Annotated in this window: 18 protein-coding genes and 3 pseudogenes; 11 read left to right on the top strand and 10 right to left on the bottom strand. The window is 65.7% G+C overall.

Going from position 1 to position 20,220, the window contains the following annotated elements; translation table 11 throughout:
• Position 1: 1 nt before the first annotated feature.
• From C6A82_RS21520 to C6A82_RS21505, 4 genes and pseudogenes are all read right to left on the bottom strand, one after another.
• A pseudogene (locus tag C6A82_RS21520) lies at positions 2–433 on the bottom strand (arsenate reductase ArsC); the annotation flags it as partial.
• The gene (locus C6A82_RS21515) at positions 415–1,155 is read right to left on the bottom strand and encodes an MIP/aquaporin family protein (RefSeq protein WP_105341687.1); all 741 of its coding nucleotides are present in this window, start codon (positions 1,153–1,155) and stop codon (positions 415–417) included. The pseudogene C6A82_RS21520 and the gene C6A82_RS21515, both read right to left, overlap by 19 nt.
• Positions 1,155–1,523 (bottom strand): helix-turn-helix transcriptional regulator, encoded by a 369-nt coding sequence (locus C6A82_RS21510; RefSeq protein ID WP_199193574.1) that lies wholly within the window; start codon positions 1,521–1,523, stop codon positions 1,155–1,157. The genes C6A82_RS21515 and C6A82_RS21510 overlap by 1 nt, the downstream gene beginning before the upstream one ends.
• A 121-nt stretch (positions 1,524–1,644) precedes the next feature.
• A complete protein-coding gene (locus C6A82_RS21505) occupies positions 1,645–2,121 on the bottom strand; it encodes an ArsI/CadI family heavy metal resistance metalloenzyme (protein ID WP_105341686.1) in 477 nt (158 codons plus the stop codon).
• Between the two features lie 100 nt (positions 2,122–2,221).
• Here C6A82_RS21505 and C6A82_RS21500 point away from each other — a divergent pair, with 100 nt between their 5' ends.
• Positions 2,222–2,581, top strand: a complete 360-nt coding sequence (locus C6A82_RS21500) for an Rv2640c family ArsR-like transcriptional regulator (RefSeq protein ID WP_311101461.1) — start codon at positions 2,222–2,224, stop codon at positions 2,579–2,581.
• A 190-nt stretch (positions 2,582–2,771) separates the two neighbouring features.
• Positions 2,772–3,713, top strand: a complete 942-nt coding sequence (locus C6A82_RS21495) for an alpha/beta fold hydrolase (protein ID WP_105349142.1) — start codon at positions 2,772–2,774, stop codon at positions 3,711–3,713.
• A 17-nt stretch (positions 3,714–3,730) separates the two neighbouring features.
• Here C6A82_RS21495 and C6A82_RS21490 read toward each other — a convergent pair whose 3' ends face one another.
• On the bottom strand, positions 3,731–5,164 hold the full coding sequence (locus tag C6A82_RS21490; protein ID WP_105349141.1) for an APC family permease: 1,434 nt from the start codon (positions 5,162–5,164) through the stop codon (positions 3,731–3,733).
• Positions 5,161–6,273: a P1 family peptidase gene (locus C6A82_RS21485; protein WP_105349139.1), complete on the bottom strand. Its 1,113-nt coding sequence runs from the start codon at positions 6,271–6,273 to the stop codon at positions 5,161–5,163. The genes C6A82_RS21490 and C6A82_RS21485 overlap by 4 nt, the downstream gene beginning before the upstream one ends.
• Before the next feature lie 131 nt (positions 6,274–6,404).
• Between C6A82_RS21485 and C6A82_RS21480 the strand changes: the two genes are divergently transcribed.
• The 3 genes from C6A82_RS21480 (at position 6,405) to C6A82_RS21470 (ending at position 8,971) form a co-directional block, all read left to right on the top strand.
• The gene (locus tag C6A82_RS21480) at positions 6,405–7,016 is read left to right on the top strand and encodes a TetR family transcriptional regulator (protein WP_105349137.1); all 612 of its coding nucleotides are present in this window, start codon (positions 6,405–6,407) and stop codon (positions 7,014–7,016) included.
• Between the two features lie 87 nt (positions 7,017–7,103).
• Positions 7,104–7,868, top strand: a complete 765-nt coding sequence (gene modA, locus C6A82_RS21475) for a molybdate ABC transporter substrate-binding protein (RefSeq protein WP_105349154.1) — start codon at positions 7,104–7,106, stop codon at positions 7,866–7,868.
• 152 nt (positions 7,869–8,020) lie between these two features.
• Positions 8,021–8,971: a helix-turn-helix transcriptional regulator gene (locus tag C6A82_RS21470; protein ID WP_105349136.1), complete on the top strand. Its 951-nt coding sequence runs from the start codon at positions 8,021–8,023 to the stop codon at positions 8,969–8,971.
• On the opposite strand, the gene C6A82_RS21465 is transcribed toward C6A82_RS21470, so the two are convergent.
• Positions 8,968–9,597 carry a TetR/AcrR family transcriptional regulator gene (locus tag C6A82_RS21465; RefSeq protein ID WP_105349134.1) on the bottom strand — a complete coding sequence of 210 codons (630 nt, stop codon included), beginning with the start codon at positions 9,595–9,597 and terminating at the stop codon, positions 8,968–8,970. The genes C6A82_RS21470 and C6A82_RS21465 overlap by 4 nt on opposite strands.
• A 310-nt stretch (positions 9,598–9,907) precedes the next feature.
• Here C6A82_RS21465 and C6A82_RS21460 point away from each other — a divergent pair.
• From C6A82_RS21460 to C6A82_RS21450, 3 genes and pseudogenes are all read left to right on the top strand, one after another.
• A pseudogene (locus C6A82_RS21460) lies at positions 9,908–10,390 on the top strand (dihydrodipicolinate reductase); the annotation flags it as partial.
• 82 nt (positions 10,391–10,472) lie between these two features.
• Complete coding sequence (locus C6A82_RS21455; RefSeq protein WP_105349133.1) at positions 10,473–11,444, top strand: LLM class flavin-dependent oxidoreductase; 972 nt, start codon at positions 10,473–10,475, stop codon at positions 11,442–11,444.
• The gene (locus C6A82_RS21450) at positions 11,441–12,637 is read left to right on the top strand and encodes a cytochrome P450 (protein WP_105349131.1); all 1,197 of its coding nucleotides are present in this window, start codon (positions 11,441–11,443) and stop codon (positions 12,635–12,637) included. Before C6A82_RS21455 ends, C6A82_RS21450 begins: the two co-directional genes overlap by 4 nt.
• Here the strand turns inward: C6A82_RS21450 and C6A82_RS21445 are convergent, their stop codons facing one another.
• From C6A82_RS21445 to C6A82_RS21435, 3 genes and pseudogenes are all read right to left on the bottom strand, one after another.
• Positions 12,638–14,623 carry a molybdopterin-dependent oxidoreductase gene (locus tag C6A82_RS21445; RefSeq protein WP_105349129.1) on the bottom strand — a complete coding sequence of 662 codons (1,986 nt, stop codon included), beginning with the start codon at positions 14,621–14,623 and terminating at the stop codon, positions 12,638–12,640.
• 68 nt (positions 14,624–14,691) lie between these two features.
• Positions 14,692–15,987, bottom strand: a complete 1,296-nt coding sequence (locus tag C6A82_RS21440; RefSeq protein ID WP_105349127.1) for a TetR/AcrR family transcriptional regulator — start codon at positions 15,985–15,987, stop codon at positions 14,692–14,694.
• A gap of 219 nt (positions 15,988–16,206) precedes the next feature.
• A pseudogene (locus tag C6A82_RS21435) lies at positions 16,207–16,428 on the bottom strand (short-chain dehydrogenase); the annotation flags it as partial.
• Between the two features lie 78 nt (positions 16,429–16,506).
• Between C6A82_RS21435 and C6A82_RS21430 the strand changes: the two are divergent.
• The 3 genes from C6A82_RS21430 to C6A82_RS21420 all read left to right on the top strand — a co-directional run bounded on the left by C6A82_RS21430 (position 16,507) and on the right by C6A82_RS21420 (position 20,220).
• On the top strand, positions 16,507–18,198 hold the full coding sequence (locus tag C6A82_RS21430; protein ID WP_199193969.1) for a nitric oxide reductase activation protein NorD: 1,692 nt from the start codon (positions 16,507–16,509) through the stop codon (positions 18,196–18,198).
• Positions 18,199–18,269: 71 nt separating this feature from the next.
• Positions 18,270–19,076, top strand: coding sequence for a CbbQ/NirQ/NorQ/GpvN family protein (locus tag C6A82_RS21425; RefSeq protein WP_105349124.1), 807 nt, complete (start codon positions 18,270–18,272; stop codon positions 19,074–19,076).
• 25 nt (positions 19,077–19,101) lie between these two features.
• Positions 19,102–20,220, top strand: coding sequence for an ABC transporter substrate-binding protein (locus C6A82_RS21420; RefSeq protein WP_105349122.1), 1,119 nt, complete (start codon positions 19,102–19,104; stop codon positions 20,218–20,220).

Here is a 20,220-nt window from a genome sequence, read left to right as displayed (position 1 = left end):
GCTAGCGACCTGGCGTGATTCCCAAGTCGGAGAGTAGGTTGCGGACGCGTTCTTCGATGTCGTCGCGGATTGGCCGGACCGCATCGACATCCTGACCGGCGGGGTCGGGCAACTCCCAATTCTCGTACCGCTTACCGGGAAAGATCGGGCAGGCGTCACCGCACCCCATGGTCACCACGACATCGGCGGCTTGGACGATCTCGTCGGTCCACGGCTTGGGAAACTCGCCGGTGATGTCGATACCCACCTCAGACATCGCCTGGACAGCGGACGGATTGATCTCGTTGCCGGGTTCTGATCCGCCCGACCACGCGACACCGTTATCGCCCGCGAGGTGACCGAAGAATCCGAGGGCCATTTGGGAGCGCCCCGCGTTGTGGGTGCACAAGAACAGCACTGTGGGCTTGCCATCGGTCACTTTGCTCTCCATCCGGTCGGACGATGCGGTACGACAACGTCGTCAGCCGTCTTGGCGGCGTCGGGATGAAGGGTCACAACCAACGCCAAACCGACCAGTGCGCCGACGATCTGCGCACCGATGAACCCTGGCGCAGAGCTTGGTGCGATGCCGGCGAAGCTGTCAGAAAACATTCGCCCAACCGTGACCGCCGGGTTGGCGAACGAGGTTGAACTGGTGAACCAGTAGGCGGCTCCGATATACGCGCCGACCGCCGCCGCGGATAGACCGGCGCGACCAGTTCGCGCCAGAGTGAAAATCAACGTGACCAACCCTGCGGTCGCGACGACCTCGCCGACGAGATGCCCAATGGTGATGCGCTCTTTGGTGGCCAGTTCGAAAACGCGGCGGTCGAACATGACGTTGGCCAGCCATGCCCCGGCCACCGCGCCGATGACCTGCACCGTGGCATACGCGACCGCGTCACTGCCGACGATGCCGCTACCCGAACGGCGACCGAGAAGCCAGTCAGCTCCTGTGACAACGGGATTGAAGTGTGCACCTGAAACAGGGCCGAACATCAAGATGAGAACCGCGATGCCGAACACCGTGGCCGTGGAGTTCTCCAGAAGCTGCAATCCGACATCGTTGGCCGACAACTGCGCGGCGGCGATACCGGAACCGACGACGACGGTGACGAGCAGGGCAGAACCGACGAACTCTGCGAGCAGTCGGCGCGGAAGATCGGTGCCCGCCACTACCGGCCTCCGATCAACGCGTCTGCACCCAACACGACGGACAGCTTCTGCAATGCTTCGGGGATCACGCGGTAGTACACCCACGACCCACGCCGCTGGCTGTGCAGCAGTCCAGCATTGCGTAGCACTTTGAGGTGGTGGGAGATGGTCGGCTGGGTGAGGTCGATGCCCGTCGAGATGTCGCAGACGCACGCCTCCGCGCCGCTGTGGCTGGCGATCACGCTGAGAAGCCGCAGTCGCACGGGATCGGACAATGCCTTGAGCATCCCAGCCAATTCGACGGCGGCTTCCGTGGTCAACGGTTCACGCACCAGCGGTGCAACCTCACACCCCGCGATGTCGATCAACGGGAGCCGCGACTTAGACACCCATCGATATTGACAGTCATCGAATCAAGACACAATGAAACACCGGATGAACTGTTGCGGAGATGAGAATCGGCGGGCACCCGCCAGTGGTAGGTGCCCGCCGATCTGATGATGCGTTCGCTCAGCAACAGGAGCTTGCCGCAGCCGCCTTGTCGTTTTCGGCGGCAGTGCCACCGCAGCAGACACCGGCTTCCGCATCGTCGCTGGGATGCTGCGGGCTGGAGCCGAAGGTGTCGGAGTCAGCGAGTTTCGTATAGACCTCCCACTTCTCCCCGGCGGGACCGGTGACCCACACCTTGTCTTGCGTGGCGAAGCAACAGGTGGTGCCGATTTCCTCGTCGGTGAACAATCCTTCGCCCGAGAGGCGAGCGAGCTCGGCGTGCACCTGCTCGCTGGACTCGACTTCCACCCCGAGGTGGTTGATCGTGCCGCCCTTACCCGGATTCTGCAGTAACACCAACTTCAACGGCGGCTCGGCGACGGCGAAGTTCGCGTACCCCTCCTTGACCTTGGCGGGCTGGGTGTTGAACAGCGTGGAGTAGAACGTGATGGCCTCGTCGAGGTCGTCGACATTGAGAGCCAGTTGAACGCGGGACATGATGATCCTCCTACCTGTGAGACATATATCGAACTAGCGCGCTGACAGCGATGATGCACACCTTTTTGATATATGTCAAGGACCCTGGCAGAATGGCTTCATGCCCAAGACGCTGCCGACCATCGACATCTCTGAGCCGGTCTGCTGTGCACCCGTAGCGGCGGGACCGATGAGTGACGAGGACGCCCTGCATGTGGCTCTTCGGCTCAAAGCACTCGCCGACCCGGCACGCGTGAAGATCATGTCCTACCTCTTCAGCTCTCAAGAGGGCGAACAAAACAGCGGCGACCTGGCGAAGGTTCTCGGCCTTACCGAATCCACCGTGAGCCACCACCTCGGCCAGCTCCGCCGCGCCGGACTCGTCGAGTCAGACCGTCGCGGGATGAACGTTTTCCACCGCCCGCACCGCGACGCCCTCGGTGCGCTGTGCATTGTCCTTGACCCCCGCTGCTGCACCTGAGACGAATACGTCAGACGGACGACAGCGACTGCGACGGACGCCAGGCCAGGAACCCGACGATCAGCCCCACGAACGGAATCGCGGCAAGGACGGTGCTCAGCGTCGCGCTGCCGCCGGTCACCAAGGTTGTCGGCGCAACCCAGCTATATAGTCGACGCGTGCCAGCCCACTTCGCACGCAACCGAGGCTCATGACTGAAGAGGCATCTGGACCGGCGGCGGCGCACACAACCACTGGCGAGATTGCTCCACTCGACGTCGTCGGCTCCGGCATCCTCCCCCCAGTGGAGGCCCGAGTGCGCCGGATATTCGGCCTACTCGAGAGATTCGCGCCCGCCTGGGGGTCGCGGTGGGCAGTCGAGTTGTGGTGCACTCCACCCGTAGTCGAGTCGAGTCTGCGCATGCCGCCTGGTGTCCCCACAGGAAAGCCGATAGAGGCGTTCTGGGACGGGCACCGGATCGCAGGTGAGGAATGGGGCGAGGGCGCGCCGATTTATCTGGTTCACGGCTGGGGCGGCCGGCGTCCGCATTTGGGAATGTTCATCAAACCGCTGGTGGAGGCCGGGTATCGCGTCATTGCCTTCGACTTGCCCAGCCACAACGAATCCGATCCGGGCAAGCTCGCGCCCGGCCGTACAACTGCAACCGAGTGCGCGGACGCGATCGCGGCCGTGATCGAGACCCACGGGCCCGCCCACGCGGTCGTAGCGCACTCGCTTGGAGCGAATTCAACTGCATTAGCCGCAGCGAGGGGCGCGAGCGTAGGACGCTTGGTCCTCCTGGCGCCCATGGGCGATTTCCCTCTCTATCTCGACCTGTTCGCCGCGCGCCACGGGTTCGGCCACCGGATCCGCGCCGGCCTGCACCGCCGCTTGGAAGTCCGCATCTCAATGCCGCTGGAAGAGACCAACATGACGCGGATCGGTCGACGAGCCGACTATCCGCCGTTGCTCCTCATCCACGACCCCGACGATCCGGACAGCCCTTATGCGGCCACCGAACGTCTGGCCACATCATGGGCAGGCGCACACCTGCTGACCACCCGAGGGCTCGGCCGGTTGGCGCATTACCGAATTCTCCGCCACCGGCCCGCCATTCGCGCCGGCCTCGAGTTCATCGCCGAGAGCGACTGACACCAGGGGTGAACACCTCAAGCGTCCGTTGAAACCGCCGCCGACAGCGACTGCGACGGACGCCAGGCCAGGAACCCGACGATCAGCCCCACGAACGGAATCGCGGCCAAGACGGTGCTCAGCGTCGCGCTGCCGCCGGTCACCAAGGTGAAGTTCGACAACACCAGCCACAGGCTGCCGAGCAGCCCCAGCACGGCCAGCGCAGGTGCGATCCGGGTCGTCCACAACAGGCCAGACGCACGTTCCCGATTGCGCACGAAGAAAGCCAGCACCGCAATCGACGTGGTGAGCATCAGCATGACCATGCCCACCGTGGCGACACCTGCCATCGAGCCGAAGACACCGACCAGCGGATCGATACCGAGGATCGCCAATATGGCGACGATGACCGCGGCCGTGACGGTCTGCACCAACGACGAGAACGACGGCGACTCATGGTCGTCGTGCACCTTCGCCAGCCGAGCGGGAAGCAGGCCCTTCCCTGCCAGCACGAACTGGTAGCGAGCGATCACGTTGTGGAAGGACAGTACGCAGGCGAACAGGCTTGTCAGCAGCAGGATGTTCATGATGTCGCGACCGGCCGTGCCCAGCATGTCGCCGGCGGTGTCCAGCAGCATGTTGCCCTCTCCGTCGAGCGTCTTCTGCGCTACGCCGGTCACCTGATCCGGACCGATCGCAACGACGAACGCCCACACGGTGATTGCGTAGAACGCGCCGATGATGATCACCGCGGCGTAGGTGGCGCGGGGGATGGTGTGCTCCGGGTCGCGGGCCTCGTCGCGGAAGACCGCGGTGGCCTCGAAGCCGATGAACCCGGTCAAAGCGAATAGGATCGCGATGCCGATCGTGCCCTGCGTGAACACGCCGGGGTCGAAGGATGCGACGGTGACGCCTGCCGGGCCCGGGTTGGCGACCATGACGATGTCCAGAATGACGACGATGCCGATCTCGAGAGCCAAAGCCACCCCGAGCACCTTGGCGCTCAGTTCGATGTGCCGGTACCCGAGCACCGCGACGATCGCCAGCACGGCGAACGCGTAAACCGGCCACGGGATCGTCGGGCCGCCGTAGTGGTTCACGGTGTCGGAGATCGCCCAACCGATGTATCCGTAGATGCCGATTTGTATTGCGGTGTAGGCGATCAACGCGACGACCGCGATGCCCTTGCCCATTCGCTCGCCAAGACCGACGGTCACATACGAGAAGAACGCGCCCGCCTCGGGCACGTACGGCGTCATCGTCACGAAGCCGATGCTGAACACCAGCAGCACCAGGGCGGCGATGACGAATCCCACCGGTGCGCCCGCACCGTTGCCGAGCCCCATGGCCAGCGGCATGTTGCCGCCGATCACGGTGAGCGGCGCGGCGGCCGCGACGACCATGAAGACGATGCCGACGGGGCCGAGGTGCCCGGTCAGGCGGCGCCCTTCAGTCTGGGTCGGTGTGGTCATGAGATCTCCTGGAATCGACGGGTGGCGGACATTGCTTGTCGTAGTAGGTCGTGATCGATGGCGTGAGCGGTGAAGCCGTTGCGGCCCGTCATCGTGGTGGCCGAAACCATGGCGTTGACGATGGCCTCCTCGGTGGCGTCGATCGTGAGATCGAACAGCCGGGTCATCAACTGCGGCGCCACCATTCGCAGCGATATCTCGGGCCGCGCGGTGCCGGCATCCTCGTCCCAGGCGTAGGGCGGGATACCGCGGTTGCCCGTCGCGAACGCGAGCATCAGGTCGCCGCTGTACTGCTCACCCGTTCCACCGAGTCGGCTCACCGCAAGCGCCGAGCGCTGCGCCAATCGGGTGCACTGATGGGGCAGCAGCGGGGCGTCGGTGGCGACCACGACGATGATCGAGCCTGACCCCGGTTCGTACCCTGCGGGCAGGTCCGGCAGCGGCACCTGGGACGGTCCGATCAGTTCGCCGACGGGTGCACCGTTGATCCGAAGGCGTTCGCGCCGACCGTGATTGGCTTGAACGAGGACCCCGACGGTGTACTGCCCGGCCGCGGTATCAGTGACGCGTGAAGCGGTGCCGATGCCGCCCTTGAAGCCGTGGCAGATCATGCCGGTACCCCCGCCGACGTTGCCTTCGGCAGGCGGGGCAGGGGAAGCCTTGTCCAGTGCCGATCGCACGTGCTCGGGCCGAACATGAAAGCCGTTGATGTCGTTGAGCGGACCGTCATAGGTCTCACCGACTACAGGCAGCGACCAGTAAAGGCCCTCGCCGCGGGCCCGGACCTGCGCTGCCACCAGTTCGTCACGGACGACGCCGACGCTGTGCGTATTGGTGAGTCCGATCGCGGCGGTCAGCTCGCCGGACTCCCGGATCCACTCCAGCCCGGTCATTTCACCGCTGCCGTTGAGCCGGTGCGATCCCGCGAAGACGGGCTCGGTCCAGATGTCGTCGTGAGGGATGACGACGGTGACGCCGGTGTGCACGGCGGGCGGCCCGTCGGCGTTGAGGGTGGTGTGGCCGACCCGCACGCCCGCGACGTCGGTGATGGCGTTCGCCGGTCCGGTCGGGTGTTTTCCGATGACCACGCCGAGGTCTCTGGCACGCACCTTCTATCCTCGTTCCATGAAGAGTTTTTTTCCTAAGGGGAAAATAACTATGCGCCGGTGCGAGCCACGACGCAAGAGAAAGTGCAGAATATGTTGGACCCGCACCGGGCAGCGACAGGAGTGACGGAGACATGGCGCGGCCGAACCGGCAGGTAGAGAGGCGTGGCGACATCATGGATGCCGCCATCGCGCTCATCGAGCGCCACGACCTGGCCACGCTCAAGCTCTCCGACCTCGCTGCCGAACTCGGGCTGACGACGAACGCTGTGCGCTACTACTTCAAGAACATGGCACAGCTGCTCTCCGAGCTCGCGCTGCGCTCCGACGTCCGCTTCTACGACGACCGGCTCAGGCTTCGAACCGAGTACGACGACCCGTGCGAGCAGCTGACTATGACGATGGCTGCCGGTCTGCCGACCGGCCCCGAGGACGCGGAGTGGCGCGCGATCTGGCGGGCCGTGCTCTCCGCCGGTTTCGAACTCGACCAGCGCCGCGATGTACAAGGCATCTACCACCACCAGGTCGACCTCTACACCGACCTTCTGAACGCCGGCGCAGACCGCGGGGCGTTCCGCTTGCAGCATCCCGCGCACGACATAGCGATGTCGCTGATGTCGATGGAGGACTACTTCGGCTACCGCATCGTCGCGCGCGACCCGGAACTGAGCCGCGCCACCGCATTGCGACTCATGCGACAGTACGCCGAGCTGGCGGTAGGGGCGTCGCTGCCCGAAACCGATTAAGGCGCAAGCGCGGTCTGGGAGAGATCCGCACATGCGGACAGAAGCGGGAGCCGCAGCCGAACTTGCGGATATGATGCGCGCGTGTCGCTGATCAGAGTTCGCGACGCCGCCGTTCTCCTCGCCGTCATCGGCCTTGCGGTCGCCGGATGCGGCTATTCAGGCGACGCAGGCAGCGACGGTAACCGGCTCACCGTGTTCGCCGCCGCCTCGCTGAAGAAGTCGTTCACCGAGATCGGCGAACGTTTCAAGGCCGACAACCCGGGCAGCGACATCCAGTTCGCCTTCGCCGGGTCCTCCGATCTGGTGACCCAGTTGACGCAGGGTGCGCCCGCCGACGTGTTCGCCTCCGCGGACACCAAGAACATGGACAAGGCAGCAGACGCAGGCCTGCTTGCGGAGCAACCGGTGAACTTCGCGTCCAACACACTGACAATCGTTGCGACACCGGGCAATCCGAAGAACATCGCGTCCTTCGAAGACCTCGCGCAACCGGGCCTGTCCGTCGTGGTGTGTGCACCGCAGGTGCCGTGCGGCTCAGCGACCGAGCACATCGAGAAGGCAACCGGCGTGCGACTGGACCCCGTCAGCGAGGAGTCCCAGGTGACCGACGTGCTCGGCAAGGTCAGAAGCGGCGAGGCCGACGCGGGACTCGTCTACGTCACCGACGCGCGGGGTGCGGGCGACACGGTGACCGCGGTGCCTTTCCCGGAGTCCGCCGATGCCGTGAACACCTACCCGATAGCGACGCTCACACAGTCGAAGCACGCCGACCTGGCCGGCAAGTTCGTCGAGCTGGTGACCGGGGAAGCGGGCCAGAAGGCTCTCGATGCGGCGGGCTTCGCCAGTCCCTGACGTCATCATTTCGTCACGGCTGCGCGTTGACGCATCGGCGGGCGGCTCTGCAAGATGAAACTTGCGGCGCCGAGGCGATGACTCCGGCGTCGAGGCTGGCTCAGGATGATGGCCGCCGATGAAATCGTGTCGTTGACGAAGAGGCCGAATTCATGTGCTCAGTTCTCCTTGACACCGATGACGTCAGCGTCGCCGAAGAAGTCGTCAGCGCGTTCTTCGGCCGGATCCGGATGGACGCGCAGCGACGCGGAGTCCCGATGCCCGCACACATCGTGCGGTCGCTCGTCGGATCGACGAGTATCGACGAAGCCGACTTCGGCTACACCTTCAGCTTCACCATGGTGCCGCCCGAGAAGATTCTGCTGGCTCGACTGCGTTCCGGGGCCATGGAATTGGCCACCAAGCAGGGACCTCCCGAGGTGTTCGGACCCGGTCGGGTCGGCGCAATAGGCGCACTCGAGGCCGAGCCGTTCAGCGGGGCCTGTCACCGCGGCCGCTGGGACACCGTTCTCATCGACAAGGCCTTCCTCGGACAGTTGGCGGAGAATCGCGGCGGCGGCGACGTGCGGCTCACCGGGTCGGCGCCGGTGTCGGACGCGGCGAATCGGCAATTGGCCGCTGCGATCGACTACATGCGCGACACCGTCGCGGCCGACCCGGATGCGGCGCAGAATCCGCTGATCGCGGGTGCGGCGCAACGCCATCTGGCGGCCGCCATCCTGACGGCCTACCCCAATACGGCACTGACGGAACCCACCGCGGTCGATCGGCACGACAGCACGCCGACGCTGCTGGGCCGGGCCATCGCCTTCATCGACGACAACGCCCAGCGCGACATCTCTCTCGCAGACATTGCCGAAGCGGTGTCCGTATCGCCCCGCGCGATTCAATACATGTTCCGCAGACATCTCGACTGCACGCCTATGCAGTACGTGCGCACGGTCCGCCTCAACCACGCGCATCGCGACCTGCAGGCCGGCAACCGGATGACGGTCACCGTCGCGGAAATCGCGCGGCGGTGGGGCTTCGCTCACACGGGCCGGTTCGCGGCGAGCTACCGGTCGGCCTACGGCCAGAGCCCCCACGCCACCCTGCGCGGCTAATCGCCGCGGTGCAGGAAACCGTGCAGGGTGGCTTGAACGAGTTCATCGACGATCGCGTCCCGTGAGGGCGGCTTCGTGCCGAAGAAGGTCGACCGCAGCGCGACCATGCCGACGATCATCGCCATCGTCGAATGCGCAGCCAGATCCGGCTGGCTGGACTGCATTCCGCGCAACTGCATTCCCTCGCCGCTGATCCGGCCGAGCACCCCGAGCGCCCGCCTGATGTCGGCGATTCCCGCGTCGGCGATCTCCTCGTCGCTGAACGCCTCGGATGCGACCAGCGTGAGAAGCAGACCCCGGCGTTCGACGACCACGTCGTAGACCCGTTCGACGAAGTGGCGCGCCAATTCCTCCTCGACGGTCGCCTCGTGATCGATGGTCTGCCAGGTCGCGGCGAACTCATCGACGATACTCGTGAAGGGCAGCACCAGCGCTTCGCGGAACAGTCCGGCCTTGGAGCCGAAGTGGCGGAACAAGAGATACTCCGTGACGCCTGCGGTCTCGGCGATCTCACGTGTTGTCGTGCTGCGATAGTCCTTGCGCGCGAACAGCTCACGGGCGGCGTCGAGCAGAAGTCGACGCGCCTCGCCCGGGGGCCTGCGCACGGCCCGGCCCGACGTGTTCACAGCGCTCCACCCTAGACGGCCTTGACCAACCGGTTTTAATAGTGTCCACTATTATCGATCTGGAGGACATGCGGAAGGGGCCGTCGTGGGCCAACTCATCATGCTCGGCACGCTGTTCGGGCTGATCGCTGTAATCTTCGTCCTGGTGCTGTACTTCGACCCTGAAGCCCGTGGCGGCGCACGGGACGAGCGCGAGCGGTGAACACCGAGTTGACGCCCCTGCTCACGGGCGCGGTGATCTTCGGCTGGGCCAGCGGCATTCTGTTCACCGTCGCAGGCATCTACCTGAGCGTCCGCGATCGCCGCCTGCACCCCCTGCTTCTGCTGGATGGCGTGGAAGGCGCCGATCCATCTGATGGCCGACGGCCTCGGTGTCGATGTCTCCGAGGTCCGCGGCTCGCTGGACAGGCGGCTCACCGAGCGCGATATCGAGGTCGCTTTCGGCACCATCGCGGCGGGCACCTGCGGGGCGGTGCTCACCAGGGCGGCCGGGGTGGTCAACGGCCGGGAGGCGATCGTGATCGAACACATCATTCGGATGGTCCGCGATGTCGCGCCCGACTGGCCGACATCGGAGTTCGACGCCACCTATCGCGTCGACATCGAGGGGGACCCCGACATCCACTGCGCGATGAATCTCGGCGACGCCGAAGGGTACGGGGCGGGCCGCGCCGCGATGGCCGCCACCGCCATGCGCGTCGTCAACGCCATCCCGTACGTCATCGACGCGCCCGCAGGGCTGCTCAGCAGCCTCGACATGCCGAGCACCTTGCCGCGGCACGCCTTCGAATGAGCCGACTCGGCGATTTCTGCATGACGGTCGTGAATTCGCTGCTAGAACAGCCATAGGGCAGAAATCGAGCACTGGAGGCGCCATGTACATGCTCCGTTTTGACATGCGCGCTCCCGAGATCGGCGCGCCGACGGTGGAGCTGTACTCCGCCGCGACGGACATGTGCGAATGGGCCGAGAACCACGGCGCCCTCGCCGCCGTGCTCTGCGAACATCACGGCGCGCACGACGGCTATCTACCGTCGCCGCTCATCCTCGCCGCCGCGATCGCCGGACGCACCCAACGCCTCCCGCTCAGCCTGATTCTGCTGCTGCCGTTCTACGACCCGGTCCGCCTCGCCGAGGACATGGCGGTGCTCGACATCATCAGCAAGGGCCGCGCCACCTACATCCTCGCGCTCGGCTACCGGCCGGAGGAGTTCGAACACTTCGGTGTGGACATGCGCAGCCGCGGGCGGCTCGCCGACGAGAAACTGGCCCTGCTGCGCGAACTGCTCTCCGGCGAGGCGATTTTCGACGGCAGACGCATCAACGCCACACCGCAGCCGTACACCGAGGGCGGCCCGATGCTGATGTGGGGCGGCGGCTCGGTGGCGGCGGCGCGGCGGGCAGGCCGATACGGGCTCGGCATGCTCGGCAACGCGAACGTCGACGGTATGCAGGAGGCATACCAGGAGGCCTGTCATGAGCACGGGCACGAACCCGGGCCGATCTTCCTACCGGACCGCGAAACCCCGTCCGTCTGCTTCGTCGCCGACGACGTCGACAAGGCGTGGGACGAAATCGGTCAGTACCTGCTGCACGACGTGCGCGCGTACGCCGACTGGAATCCGGGCAACGACTACAGCGCGGGCTTCTCCGATGTGAAGACGGTCGACGAGCTTCGGGCCAACCCGACGTCGCATCGGATCTACAGCGTCTCCGAAGCGGTGACGCGGGTGCGTGCCGGTGAGGTGCTGAACCTTTCGCCGCTGTGCGGCGGTGTGCCGCCGGACATCGCCTGGCCGTACCTGAAGCGGGTCGGCGAGGTCGTCATGTCCGAGGCGGCGCGATGACGGACGCGAGCGCGGTCGACGTCTATTACGACCCTTACGATTTCGCGATCGACGACGATCCCTACCCGGTCTGGAAGCGGCTGCGGGACGAGGCGCCGTTGTACTTCAACGAGAAATACAACTTCTATGCGCTGAGCCGCTATGAGGACGTCGCCCGCGAGCTGCACAACTGGGACACCTATCGGTCGGGGCGCGGCACCACGATCGACGTCATCCTCAGCGGCATGGATGTCCCTCCCGGGATCATCCTGTTCGAGGACCCACCCATTCATGACCTCCATCGCAAGTTGCTCTCTCGGGTCTTCACACCACGGCGGATGGAGGCGATCGAGCCGCTGACGCGGGAGTACTGCGTGCGCGCGATCGAGCCACTGGTTGGCTCGGACCGGTTCGACTTCATCGGAGACATCGGTGCGATGATCCCGATGCAGACAATCGGATACCTGCTGGGCATTCCCGAGGACAACCAGGCGACCATTCGCGACACCTCCAACGACTCGCTAACGCTGAAGGACGGGAAGTTCGGCGGAGTACGTCAGGATTTGTTCGACAACAGCTACCGGCTGTTCGCCGAGTACATCGACTGGCGGGCCGACCATCCCTCCGACGACCTGATGACCCAACTTCTCAACGCCGAGGTGGATGAGGATGGCACACGCCGGCGGCTGACTCGGACCGAGGTGCTGATGTACACCGGCATGATCGCGGGCGCAGGCAACGAGACGACGACGCGGTTGATCGGCTTCGCGGGTCAACTCCTCGCCGAGCACCCGGACCAGCGCCATGAGCTTGCGAACGATTTCTCGTTGATACCCCGGGCGATCGAGGAGGTATTGCGTTACGAGGCACCGTCTCCCGTGCAGGCGCGCACGCTCGCGCGAGATACCGAATGCCTGGGCCAGGTCATTCCCGAGGGCTCGGTGATGCTACTGCTCAACGGCTCTGCCAACCGGGATGAACGGCATTTCGCCGATCCGGACCGCTTCGACATCCACCGCGGCGGTGCGCATCTCAGCTTCGGGCAGGGGTTGCATTTCTGCCTCGGATCGGCGCTCGCGCGCATGCAGGCGCGAGTGGTGCTCGAAGAGGTACTCAAGCGCTGGCCCGACTGGGAAGTCGACTACGACAACGCCGCGAAGGCGCACACAGCGAGTGTGCGCGGATGGGCCAAGCTGCCGGTCAGACTCGGCTAGTCACGCCGGGTGCAGGCTGACCGGTATACCCGAATAGCGCACCATGCCCGTGACCACGTCGATGTCGTCCTTGCTCGTCAGCCGGTTGACGTTGGCCGCGTGGTGGCCGTGCGGAATCGACACCGCTCCGCGCCGGATCGAATCATCGACCTTCGCGATGCCGGTCAGTTCGCCGTTCGCGCTGCGGACGGTCACCGGCTGACCGCTGATCACGCCCGCCGCAGCACCATCAGCGGGATGGACGAGTATCTCGGCGGGCTCGCCGAGGATGTCGAGCTGGGCATTGAGCTTCTTGCGTTGCCGTCGAGGAACCATGACCAACGGGGCCGGTGCTTCCAGGGCCGCGAGCTGGTCGACCAGCAGCGGCGGGGCCAGCCGCCAACCGCCCATCCGCTCGATGTGCTCGTCGACCCATGCCGCCGGCAGCTCGCGAGCGGCCTCCGCCCAACCCTTTTCCGCCACTTCGTCGTATTTGCTTCTGGCGCCGGCCAGTAACACCGTGAGCACATCGTCGTCGGTGCTCGTCGCCGGATCGCCGAGATTGCCCATCTCATACCCGAGTCGCGTGCCGATCTCGGCGAACACCCACCACATCGATCTGCGCTCGCCGACCGGCTCCACCACCGCGGGGGTGTACTGCACGGACACGCGTGAACTCAGGATGTCGTGAATAGTGATGTCCGGCCGTTCCAACGGGTCCTTGGTCGGCAGGACATGAGTGGCCAACTGGGTGGTCTCGTTGTCGATGATCTCGGTGGTCGCGAACAGTTCGAGGTTCTGCAGTGCCGGGATCAGCTTACCCGTCTCGGGAAACGACGTGACGAGGCTGCCGCCGACGTTGATGAGGGCGCGGATGTTGCCCGCCTCGACCTCGTCGGGCAGCACCGCGCACGGCCATTCGTTGATGAACGCCTGCGCCTCCGGGCGGCTGCTCGGGCCCGGACCGAAGGACCCTTCGATCGGTGTTATCGGCAGCAGGTCGCCGAAAGTCTCGAGCTGATAGGCGAATCCGGGATGGAACCAGGTTCCGCCCGGCCGGTTCATCGCGCCGGTGAGGATCATCAGCACCCATGCAAGCCATTGGGTGACGTTGGCCCGATCGGCCGTCATGGTGACACCTGTCCCGGTCTCGATCGCGACGCACGTTGCGCTGCGCACCGCGTCGCACAGGTGCATCAAATCGGGTTCGGGTACGTCCGCGAACATGGCGGTGTGCTCCACGGTGAACGGCTCGACCGCCGCCGCCAGCGCATCGACGCCTTGAACCGGCACATCCTTCTTCATGCCGTCGCGCAGGATCTCGCGAACCAGGAACGCGAGCACCGCATGGTCGGTGCTCGGACGCGGCGCAAGGTGGCCGGTCGCCAGCCGCGCCGTCTCCGTGCGCCGCGGGTCGATGACCCACACCTGCCCCCTCTTGGCGATCTCGCGGACCGTTCCGGTGGGATTGGGCATCGAGATCGCGTGACCATGCGAGACAACGGGATTCACGCCGACGAGCAGCAAGAAGTCGGTCTTGTCGAAATCCGTTCGGCCGGAGAGGCCCATGAATCCGCCGACCAGGTCGGAAACCAACGGCTTGGCCGTGCCGTCGATGGTGAGCGGGCTGAACTTGGCCGGGGTGCCGATCGCCGCGTGCAAGGCCTCCGCCATCCGGAACCCGGCACTCTCCATGGTGCTGAAGTAGAAGCCGACCGACTGCGGGCCGTGGCGGTCGATGATGTCCTTGAGCCGTGTGCTCAGGTCGTCCAGACATGCGTCCCAAGTGGTGTCCTGCAGCCGGCCGTCGACCCGCATCTGCGGCCGTTCGAGTCGGTCCGGATGGTGGTGCAACTGCGGCAGCGCACGCCCCTTGGCACACGTGTAACCCCGGGAGAACGGGTGGTCCTGATCGCCACGGACGCGGATCACCTCGTCGCCTTCGACGTCGACGAGGATCCCACAGACCGATGTGCACACTCGACAGAAGCTACGAACCGTTTGCATGCTCCAACAACGTACTCTCCATTTCAGAGAAGCACGGCCACATTTTCGAGAATGGGCTTTCCGGCAGGTCAGAGCTGTCGGTCGGCGTTCGCTACGACTCCGCGCAACATCGTGTTGCGTTGGTGAATGAGCGACGCCCGCGTGCCGAGTTCGTGCAGGATGTTCTCCGGTATCCATCCGACGCCGATGACCGACCGCGCCAGCGTCTCGTTCGCCGGGCTGTCGACCGCGATCTCGCCGGCTCGAATACCCTCGGCCAGCAGCGTTTTCATCTGCCGTATGCGCTTGCCGAAGAGCCAGCCGATGTTCGGTGCGTCTGGGGGAGACTGCCGCATCCAGGCCAGCTGGATGCGGAACTCGTCTCCGAAGCGGTCGAGCACGTTGGTGTTGACCCAGCTCAATGCATCGAGCTTCTCGATCACCGATGAGTTGGAGCGCAGCACGCGGGTCCAGCCCTCGGCGACCTTCTCGCCGAACGACTGCATGATCGACGCCAGCAGTTGATCCTTCGACCCGATCAGGCGGTACACCGTGCCGGTGCCGAGTTGGGCGGCCGACGCGATATCCCTGATGGTCGTGACCTCATAGCCTTTGCGGCCGAACTCCGCGCGCGCGACTGCTCGGACATGGGCCGCCTTGTCGCCGGGTTCGGCGTCGGCGTCGTCGCTCCACGACTTCACCACATCGTCAGCCGCGATGAACGCGGCCGACCCGTCGAGTTGCGCATCGGTTGGTGAGCCAGTTGCCAGGCCCTCCAACAGGATCCGGCACAGCAGATCGGCCAGTTTGTCGGCGCTGGCGTTGTACCGGATCACGTCGAGCCCGACCTGCAGCATTACCTGGACGAGCCGGTCGGCGAGGACGGGCAGGTCGACATCGGACTGCAGATAGCCGCTCCAGCGGGCGGCCCGCAACGTCTGCGCCATCGCGTCCAGGATCGCCGTCGGCCGCTGTTGCGCCAGGGCGGTGAGTTCCTTGTTCGGACCGTGTCCCTCGTAGAAGGTCATCTGCAGCGCCGCGCCGTGGGTCACCGCGCACTGCGCGATCGCGGCGCTGAGATCGACGATCCGGTCAAAGGCCGACAACGACGTCGGGTCGTCCAGCTTCCCCTGCGCGTGCTCGGCGATGCGATCCAGATCGGCGTGATACCGATTGAGCAACTCGACGAGGATCGCTTCCTTCGACTCGAAATGGTGATACAAGCTGCCGGGAAGGATGCCGGCCGCGTCCGCGATCTCCTGAAGCGAGGTGCGCAGGCCGGAGCTGGCGATCAACGACGCCGCGGTTTGCAGGATCTCGGTGCGTCTGGTGCCGTCGCCGTAGGCCTGGCCGGCGTTCGTCGGCGTCACCGGCGGACGCCCCACAACACCTCCACGGCTGCTGACTCCCGTCGCGGGTTTGCCTGACTGACCCAATGTTTGGTTAACGCTACCAGAAGGCCCGGTCCGCGCCTGGTGGCCCGACGCGAGGAAAGCGCCGCTCAGACGGGTCGCATCAGGGGCTCGACACTGCGGGGAGATCGCGAAACGTCGCTGTTTCGCGATCTGTCAGCAGGCTCGGCGCGGCAGGCGAGGCCGCGCACGGTCGACGGAGTCGTGAGACGGGACAGCGGTTCCGCCCGCCGCTGCGATCTCCTCGACGACCTGGCCGGCCACGGACCTGTCGGCGCCTGCGCCGTGCATGGTCCCGCCGAGATCGTTGACGACGACCGACGCGCCACGTCGTGCCAACTCCATCGCATAGAGGCGGCCGAGCCCGCGCCCGGCACCTGTGACGACCGCAACCTGTCCCTCGAAGGTGATCATGACTGCTCCCGGCTCGTTGACTGGCCCGGGTCCGGACACTACTGTCGGAACAGATATTTGGTCAACAAGCGAGGTCTGGTGGAGACGGGTCCGACGACGGTCGACGACGACGGTCCGCAGCGGCTTGCCCTGCTGGCGTCGGCGCTGGCGGGCCGCACGCTGGCGGTGGCATCGGGCGGCCCCGGCGAGCCCGCGTGGACCGACGGCATCACGGTTTTCGTCGATGCGTCGCAACCGCCCAAGCGGCAGCTCGAATCGGTCACCGTACAGGCGTCGCTGCTCGCCGGTGGCGGTCTCGACCCCGAAGTCCTGCGGAAACTCGGTCGCCGAGCCGCGTTGGCCAGGAAGTACCTCGCCGTGGAAGGCCACCGCGCGTTGGCCGCCAACGAGGACTTGCTGCCGTATTCCGTGCGATCGCTCATCGACCTCGATGTGGCCGCGCGCGTCGGCTCGCCCGCGGAGTCGCTTGCCGTCGCCGTGAGCGGTGAGGTTACCGACCCGCCCGTCAGCTTCGGTGTGCTGAAGCCTCGAAACCTGCTCGCCACCCAAGCGAGTGTCGGTCAAGCAGACGGCGAGGGGGGCCACAGCCCCCGCCGCGACCCGTCGAAGAACCTCGCCGAACTCGACGACGATGCCGATGGTGTCGTCGGCGACGACGGGGATCCGTTCTCCAGCCCGGTCGGTGGCGGTGGTGCGATCGGCAAGCTGCTGCAGCGCATGCTGAGCCGGGTCAGACAACTCAACGGCAATGGGCCACCCGGCGCCGACACACAAACACATCGTTCGCACAACGGAATTCGCGGTGCGGGTCTGGTCACGTCGACGGCGACTCCACCGTCTGAAGGCGACGACGCCGCGGCCGGTGAGGGGGAGGGTCGGAAGTACCCGGAGTGGGATGTCCACCGGAGGCGCTACAAGCCCGACTGGTGCACCGTCCACGAGATCGACGCGCCCGCCAAGCAGGGCCGCCAACTGGAACGCCCCGATGTCCATGCGCTGCGCAGGCCGCTGACCCGACTCGGCATCGGACTGGACCGCGCCCACCGCCAGGCGCAGGGTGACGACATCGACGTCGACGCGGCGGTCGAGGCGCGGGTGGAATTGCTTGCGGGGTCGGCGCCCGCCGAGGCCGTGTATGTCGACAGTCTGCGGCGCCGACGCGATCTGGCCGTGCTCGTGCTGCTCGACGTCTCCGGATCCTCCGCAGAGGCAGGGACTTTCGGCCAGACGGTGCACGAACAGCAGCGAACGGCCGCCGCGGCGCTGACCATCGCGCTGCACGAGCTCGGCGATCGCGTTGCGCTCTACGCCTATCAGTCACAGGGGCGGTCCACCGTGCACATGTTTCCCGTCAAGCGCTTCGACGAGAACCTGAACGCGAAGGTGTCGCAGCGGCTGGCCAGCCTCACGCCAGGGGCGTACTCCAGGCTGGGCGCGGCGATTCGCCACGGCACCGCGGTGATCAGCGAGAAGGCCGGTACATCCCGACGACTGCTCGTCGTGCTCTCCGACGGACTGGCCTACGACCACGGCTATGAACGCGTCCACGGCGCCGCCGACGCCCGCCGCGCGCTATCCGAAGCCCGTCAGCAGGGGATCGGCTGCCTGTGCCTGACGATCGGCGCGGGCACCGACACCGGCGAACTGCGCAAGGTGTTCGGCAGCGCGGCGCACGCGTCCATACCCAAGCCGACGCAGCTCGCCGACGTCATCGGACCGCTGTTTCGTGCCGCACTGCGGACCGCGGACCTGCGCCGCAAGGTTTTATGAGACTTACAGTCTTGAACCAAACATCTGTTCCGCGCTAGTGTGCTCGAAAGCGGAAGCCGAGAGAGGAAACGATGCCGGTGAAGCCGCCGCGCCCCTACTACGTGCCAGTGGCCAACGAAGAGCAGGTGTTCAAGGCCGCGTACCGACAGGGCCTGTCCGTCGTGCTGAAGGGTCCGACGGGCTGCGGCAAGACACGGTTCGTCGAAGCGATGGCCCACGATCTGGACCGTCCGCTCGTCACCGTCTCCTGCCACGACGACCTGACCACCGCGGATCTCGTGGGACGCTTCCTGCTTCGCGGCGGTGACACCGAGTGGGTCGACGGCCCGCTCACCCGAGCGGTACGCGAAGGGGCGATCTGCTATCTCGACGAGGTCGTCGAGGCGCGCCAGGACACCACGGTGGTGCTGCACCCGCTGGCCGATCACCGGCGCCAACTGCCGCTCGAGCGGCTCGGCCAGACATTGGATGCGGCACCGGGTTTCTGCCTTGTCGTGTCCTACAACCCCGGATACCAGAGCGTGTTGAAAGACCTCAAGGACTCGACCCGTCAGCGCATGGTCGCCATCGACTTCGGCTTTCCCACGCCGGATGTCGAGGAGAAGATCCTCGTCAACGAGGCGGGCGTTGGGCACGAACGCGCCGCCGAACTCGTCCGGCTCGGGCAGGCCATCCGCCGGCTGGAGACCGGTGGTTTGCGTGAGGTGGCGTCGACGCGTGTGTTGATCGCCGCGGGCCAACTCATCGCCGAGGGACTGAGCCCCCGCGATGCGGCGCGCGCGGCGATCGCCGGGCCGCTGACCGACGATAAGACGGTGACCCGAGGTCTCGTCGAGATGATCGACGCCTACCTGGCCGAACAACCCCCCATCGACTGACGGCTCGCACACAGCAGGAGGCTGCATGTCCTACGAGAGCACGGCCGAGCCGATCAAAGTCGGCTACCTGATGGACTTCACGTTGCCACCGGGATTCCCCGAGGAGCTGAAAGCCTCGTTCACCCAGACCTTCGACCTCGTTTTCGAGGAGGCGGTCCAACAAGGATTGATGGACCGGCCCGTGCAGATGATCTACCGCGAGGTGGAAGGCCTGCCCAAGGGCTCGGTCAAATCGGTGATCGACGCTCACGGCGAGTTGGTCGACGAAGGTTGCCTGGTGGTGTTCGGCCCGAACATCACCGACAACTGCGTTCCGGTGCGCGAGGCGATCGAAGAGCGGTTCAAGGTTCCGGCCATCAGCGTGACGGGTACCGACGACTGGCTTGGCGAGTGGACCTTCGCGTTCCCCCAGGGATCGATGACCGACGAGCCGATCTTCTTGACCGACTTGGTGGCGAAACGGGGACTGACCGAGATCGGAGTGCTGGTCGAGCAGAGCCTGATCGGCGAGAGCTACCTTAGGAACCTCCGAAGTGCCTGTGCCAGAAAAGGTGTCCGGATCGTGGCAGAGGTGGCGATCGCGCAGACGGCACAGGACATCAACGAAGCCGTGAGTACGCTGTACGAGGCCAAGGCCCAGGCGATCGTGCACCTGGGATTCGGCTTCGGCATCGTGTTCATCAACCCCGCGCTCGAGGCCGTCGGCTGGGAACCGCCCCGGTTCACCACCACGGCATTTCAGAACGCCTGGGTCAACCCGATCATGTGGAACGCGTTCCTCGGGTGGGTCGGCGTCGACCAGTACGACGAGAACAACCCGGTCGGGCAGGCATGGCTCGATCGGTATGCGGAAAAGTACAACGGCAGTCGACCCGAGTACTGCGTGTCGGTGGTCAACCACGACGTCGCCGCCACTCTGGTGCGCGCCTTCACCGATGCCCATCCGTTGAGCCCGCGCGGCGTCAAGGAGGCGCTCGAGCGAGTCAAGATGATGCCTGCTGCTTCCGGCGCCCCGGGAACCCGTGTGTCGCTTGGCAAATGGACCCGCCGCGCGTGGATGGGCTCCGGCTACCTGGTGGCAAGGACACTCGACCCGGACGGCGTCAACTCCCAACTAGTCGACCGATTCGGTGAGGAAGCCTGA

It is taken from the genome of Mycobacterium sp. ITM-2016-00318 (genome assembly GCF_002968285.2).
Classification (GTDB): domain Bacteria; phylum Actinomycetota; class Actinomycetes; order Mycobacteriales; family Mycobacteriaceae; genus Mycobacterium.
Note: the sequence above shows the minus strand (reverse complement) of the source record. Positions and strands in the feature narration are given on the sequence as shown.

Bases quoted from the DNA above. Each gene is read 5' to 3' on its own strand.
- C6A82_RS21505 (WP_105341686.1), bottom strand. From the start codon at position 2,121: ATGTCCCGCGTTCAACTGGCTCTCAATGTCGACGACCTCGACGAGGCC.
- C6A82_RS21500 (WP_311101461.1), top strand. From the start codon at position 2,222: ATGCCCAAGACGCTGCCGACCATCGACATCTCTGAGCCGGTCTGCTGT.
- C6A82_RS21495 (WP_105349142.1), top strand. From the start codon at position 2,772: ATGACTGAAGAGGCATCTGGACCGGCGGCGGCGCACACAACCACTGGC.
- C6A82_RS21490 (WP_105349141.1), bottom strand. From the start codon at position 5,164: ATGACCACACCGACCCAGACTGAAGGGCGCCGCCTGACCGGGCACCTC.
- C6A82_RS21480 (WP_105349137.1), top strand. From the start codon at position 6,405: ATGGCGCGGCCGAACCGGCAGGTAGAGAGGCGTGGCGACATCATGGAT.
- C6A82_RS21470 (WP_105349136.1), top strand. From the start codon at position 8,021: ATGTGCTCAGTTCTCCTTGACACCGATGACGTCAGCGTCGCCGAAGAA.
- C6A82_RS21455 (WP_105349133.1), top strand. From the start codon at position 10,473: ATGTACATGCTCCGTTTTGACATGCGCGCTCCCGAGATCGGCGCGCCG.
- C6A82_RS21450 (WP_105349131.1), top strand. From the start codon at position 11,441: ATGACGGACGCGAGCGCGGTCGACGTCTATTACGACCCTTACGATTTC.
- C6A82_RS21445 (WP_105349129.1), bottom strand. From the start codon at position 14,623: ATGCAAACGGTTCGTAGCTTCTGTCGAGTGTGCACATCGGTCTGTGGG.
- C6A82_RS21425 (WP_105349124.1), top strand. From the start codon at position 18,270: ATGCCGGTGAAGCCGCCGCGCCCCTACTACGTGCCAGTGGCCAACGAA.
- C6A82_RS21420 (WP_105349122.1), top strand. From the start codon at position 19,102: ATGTCCTACGAGAGCACGGCCGAGCCGATCAAAGTCGGCTACCTGATG.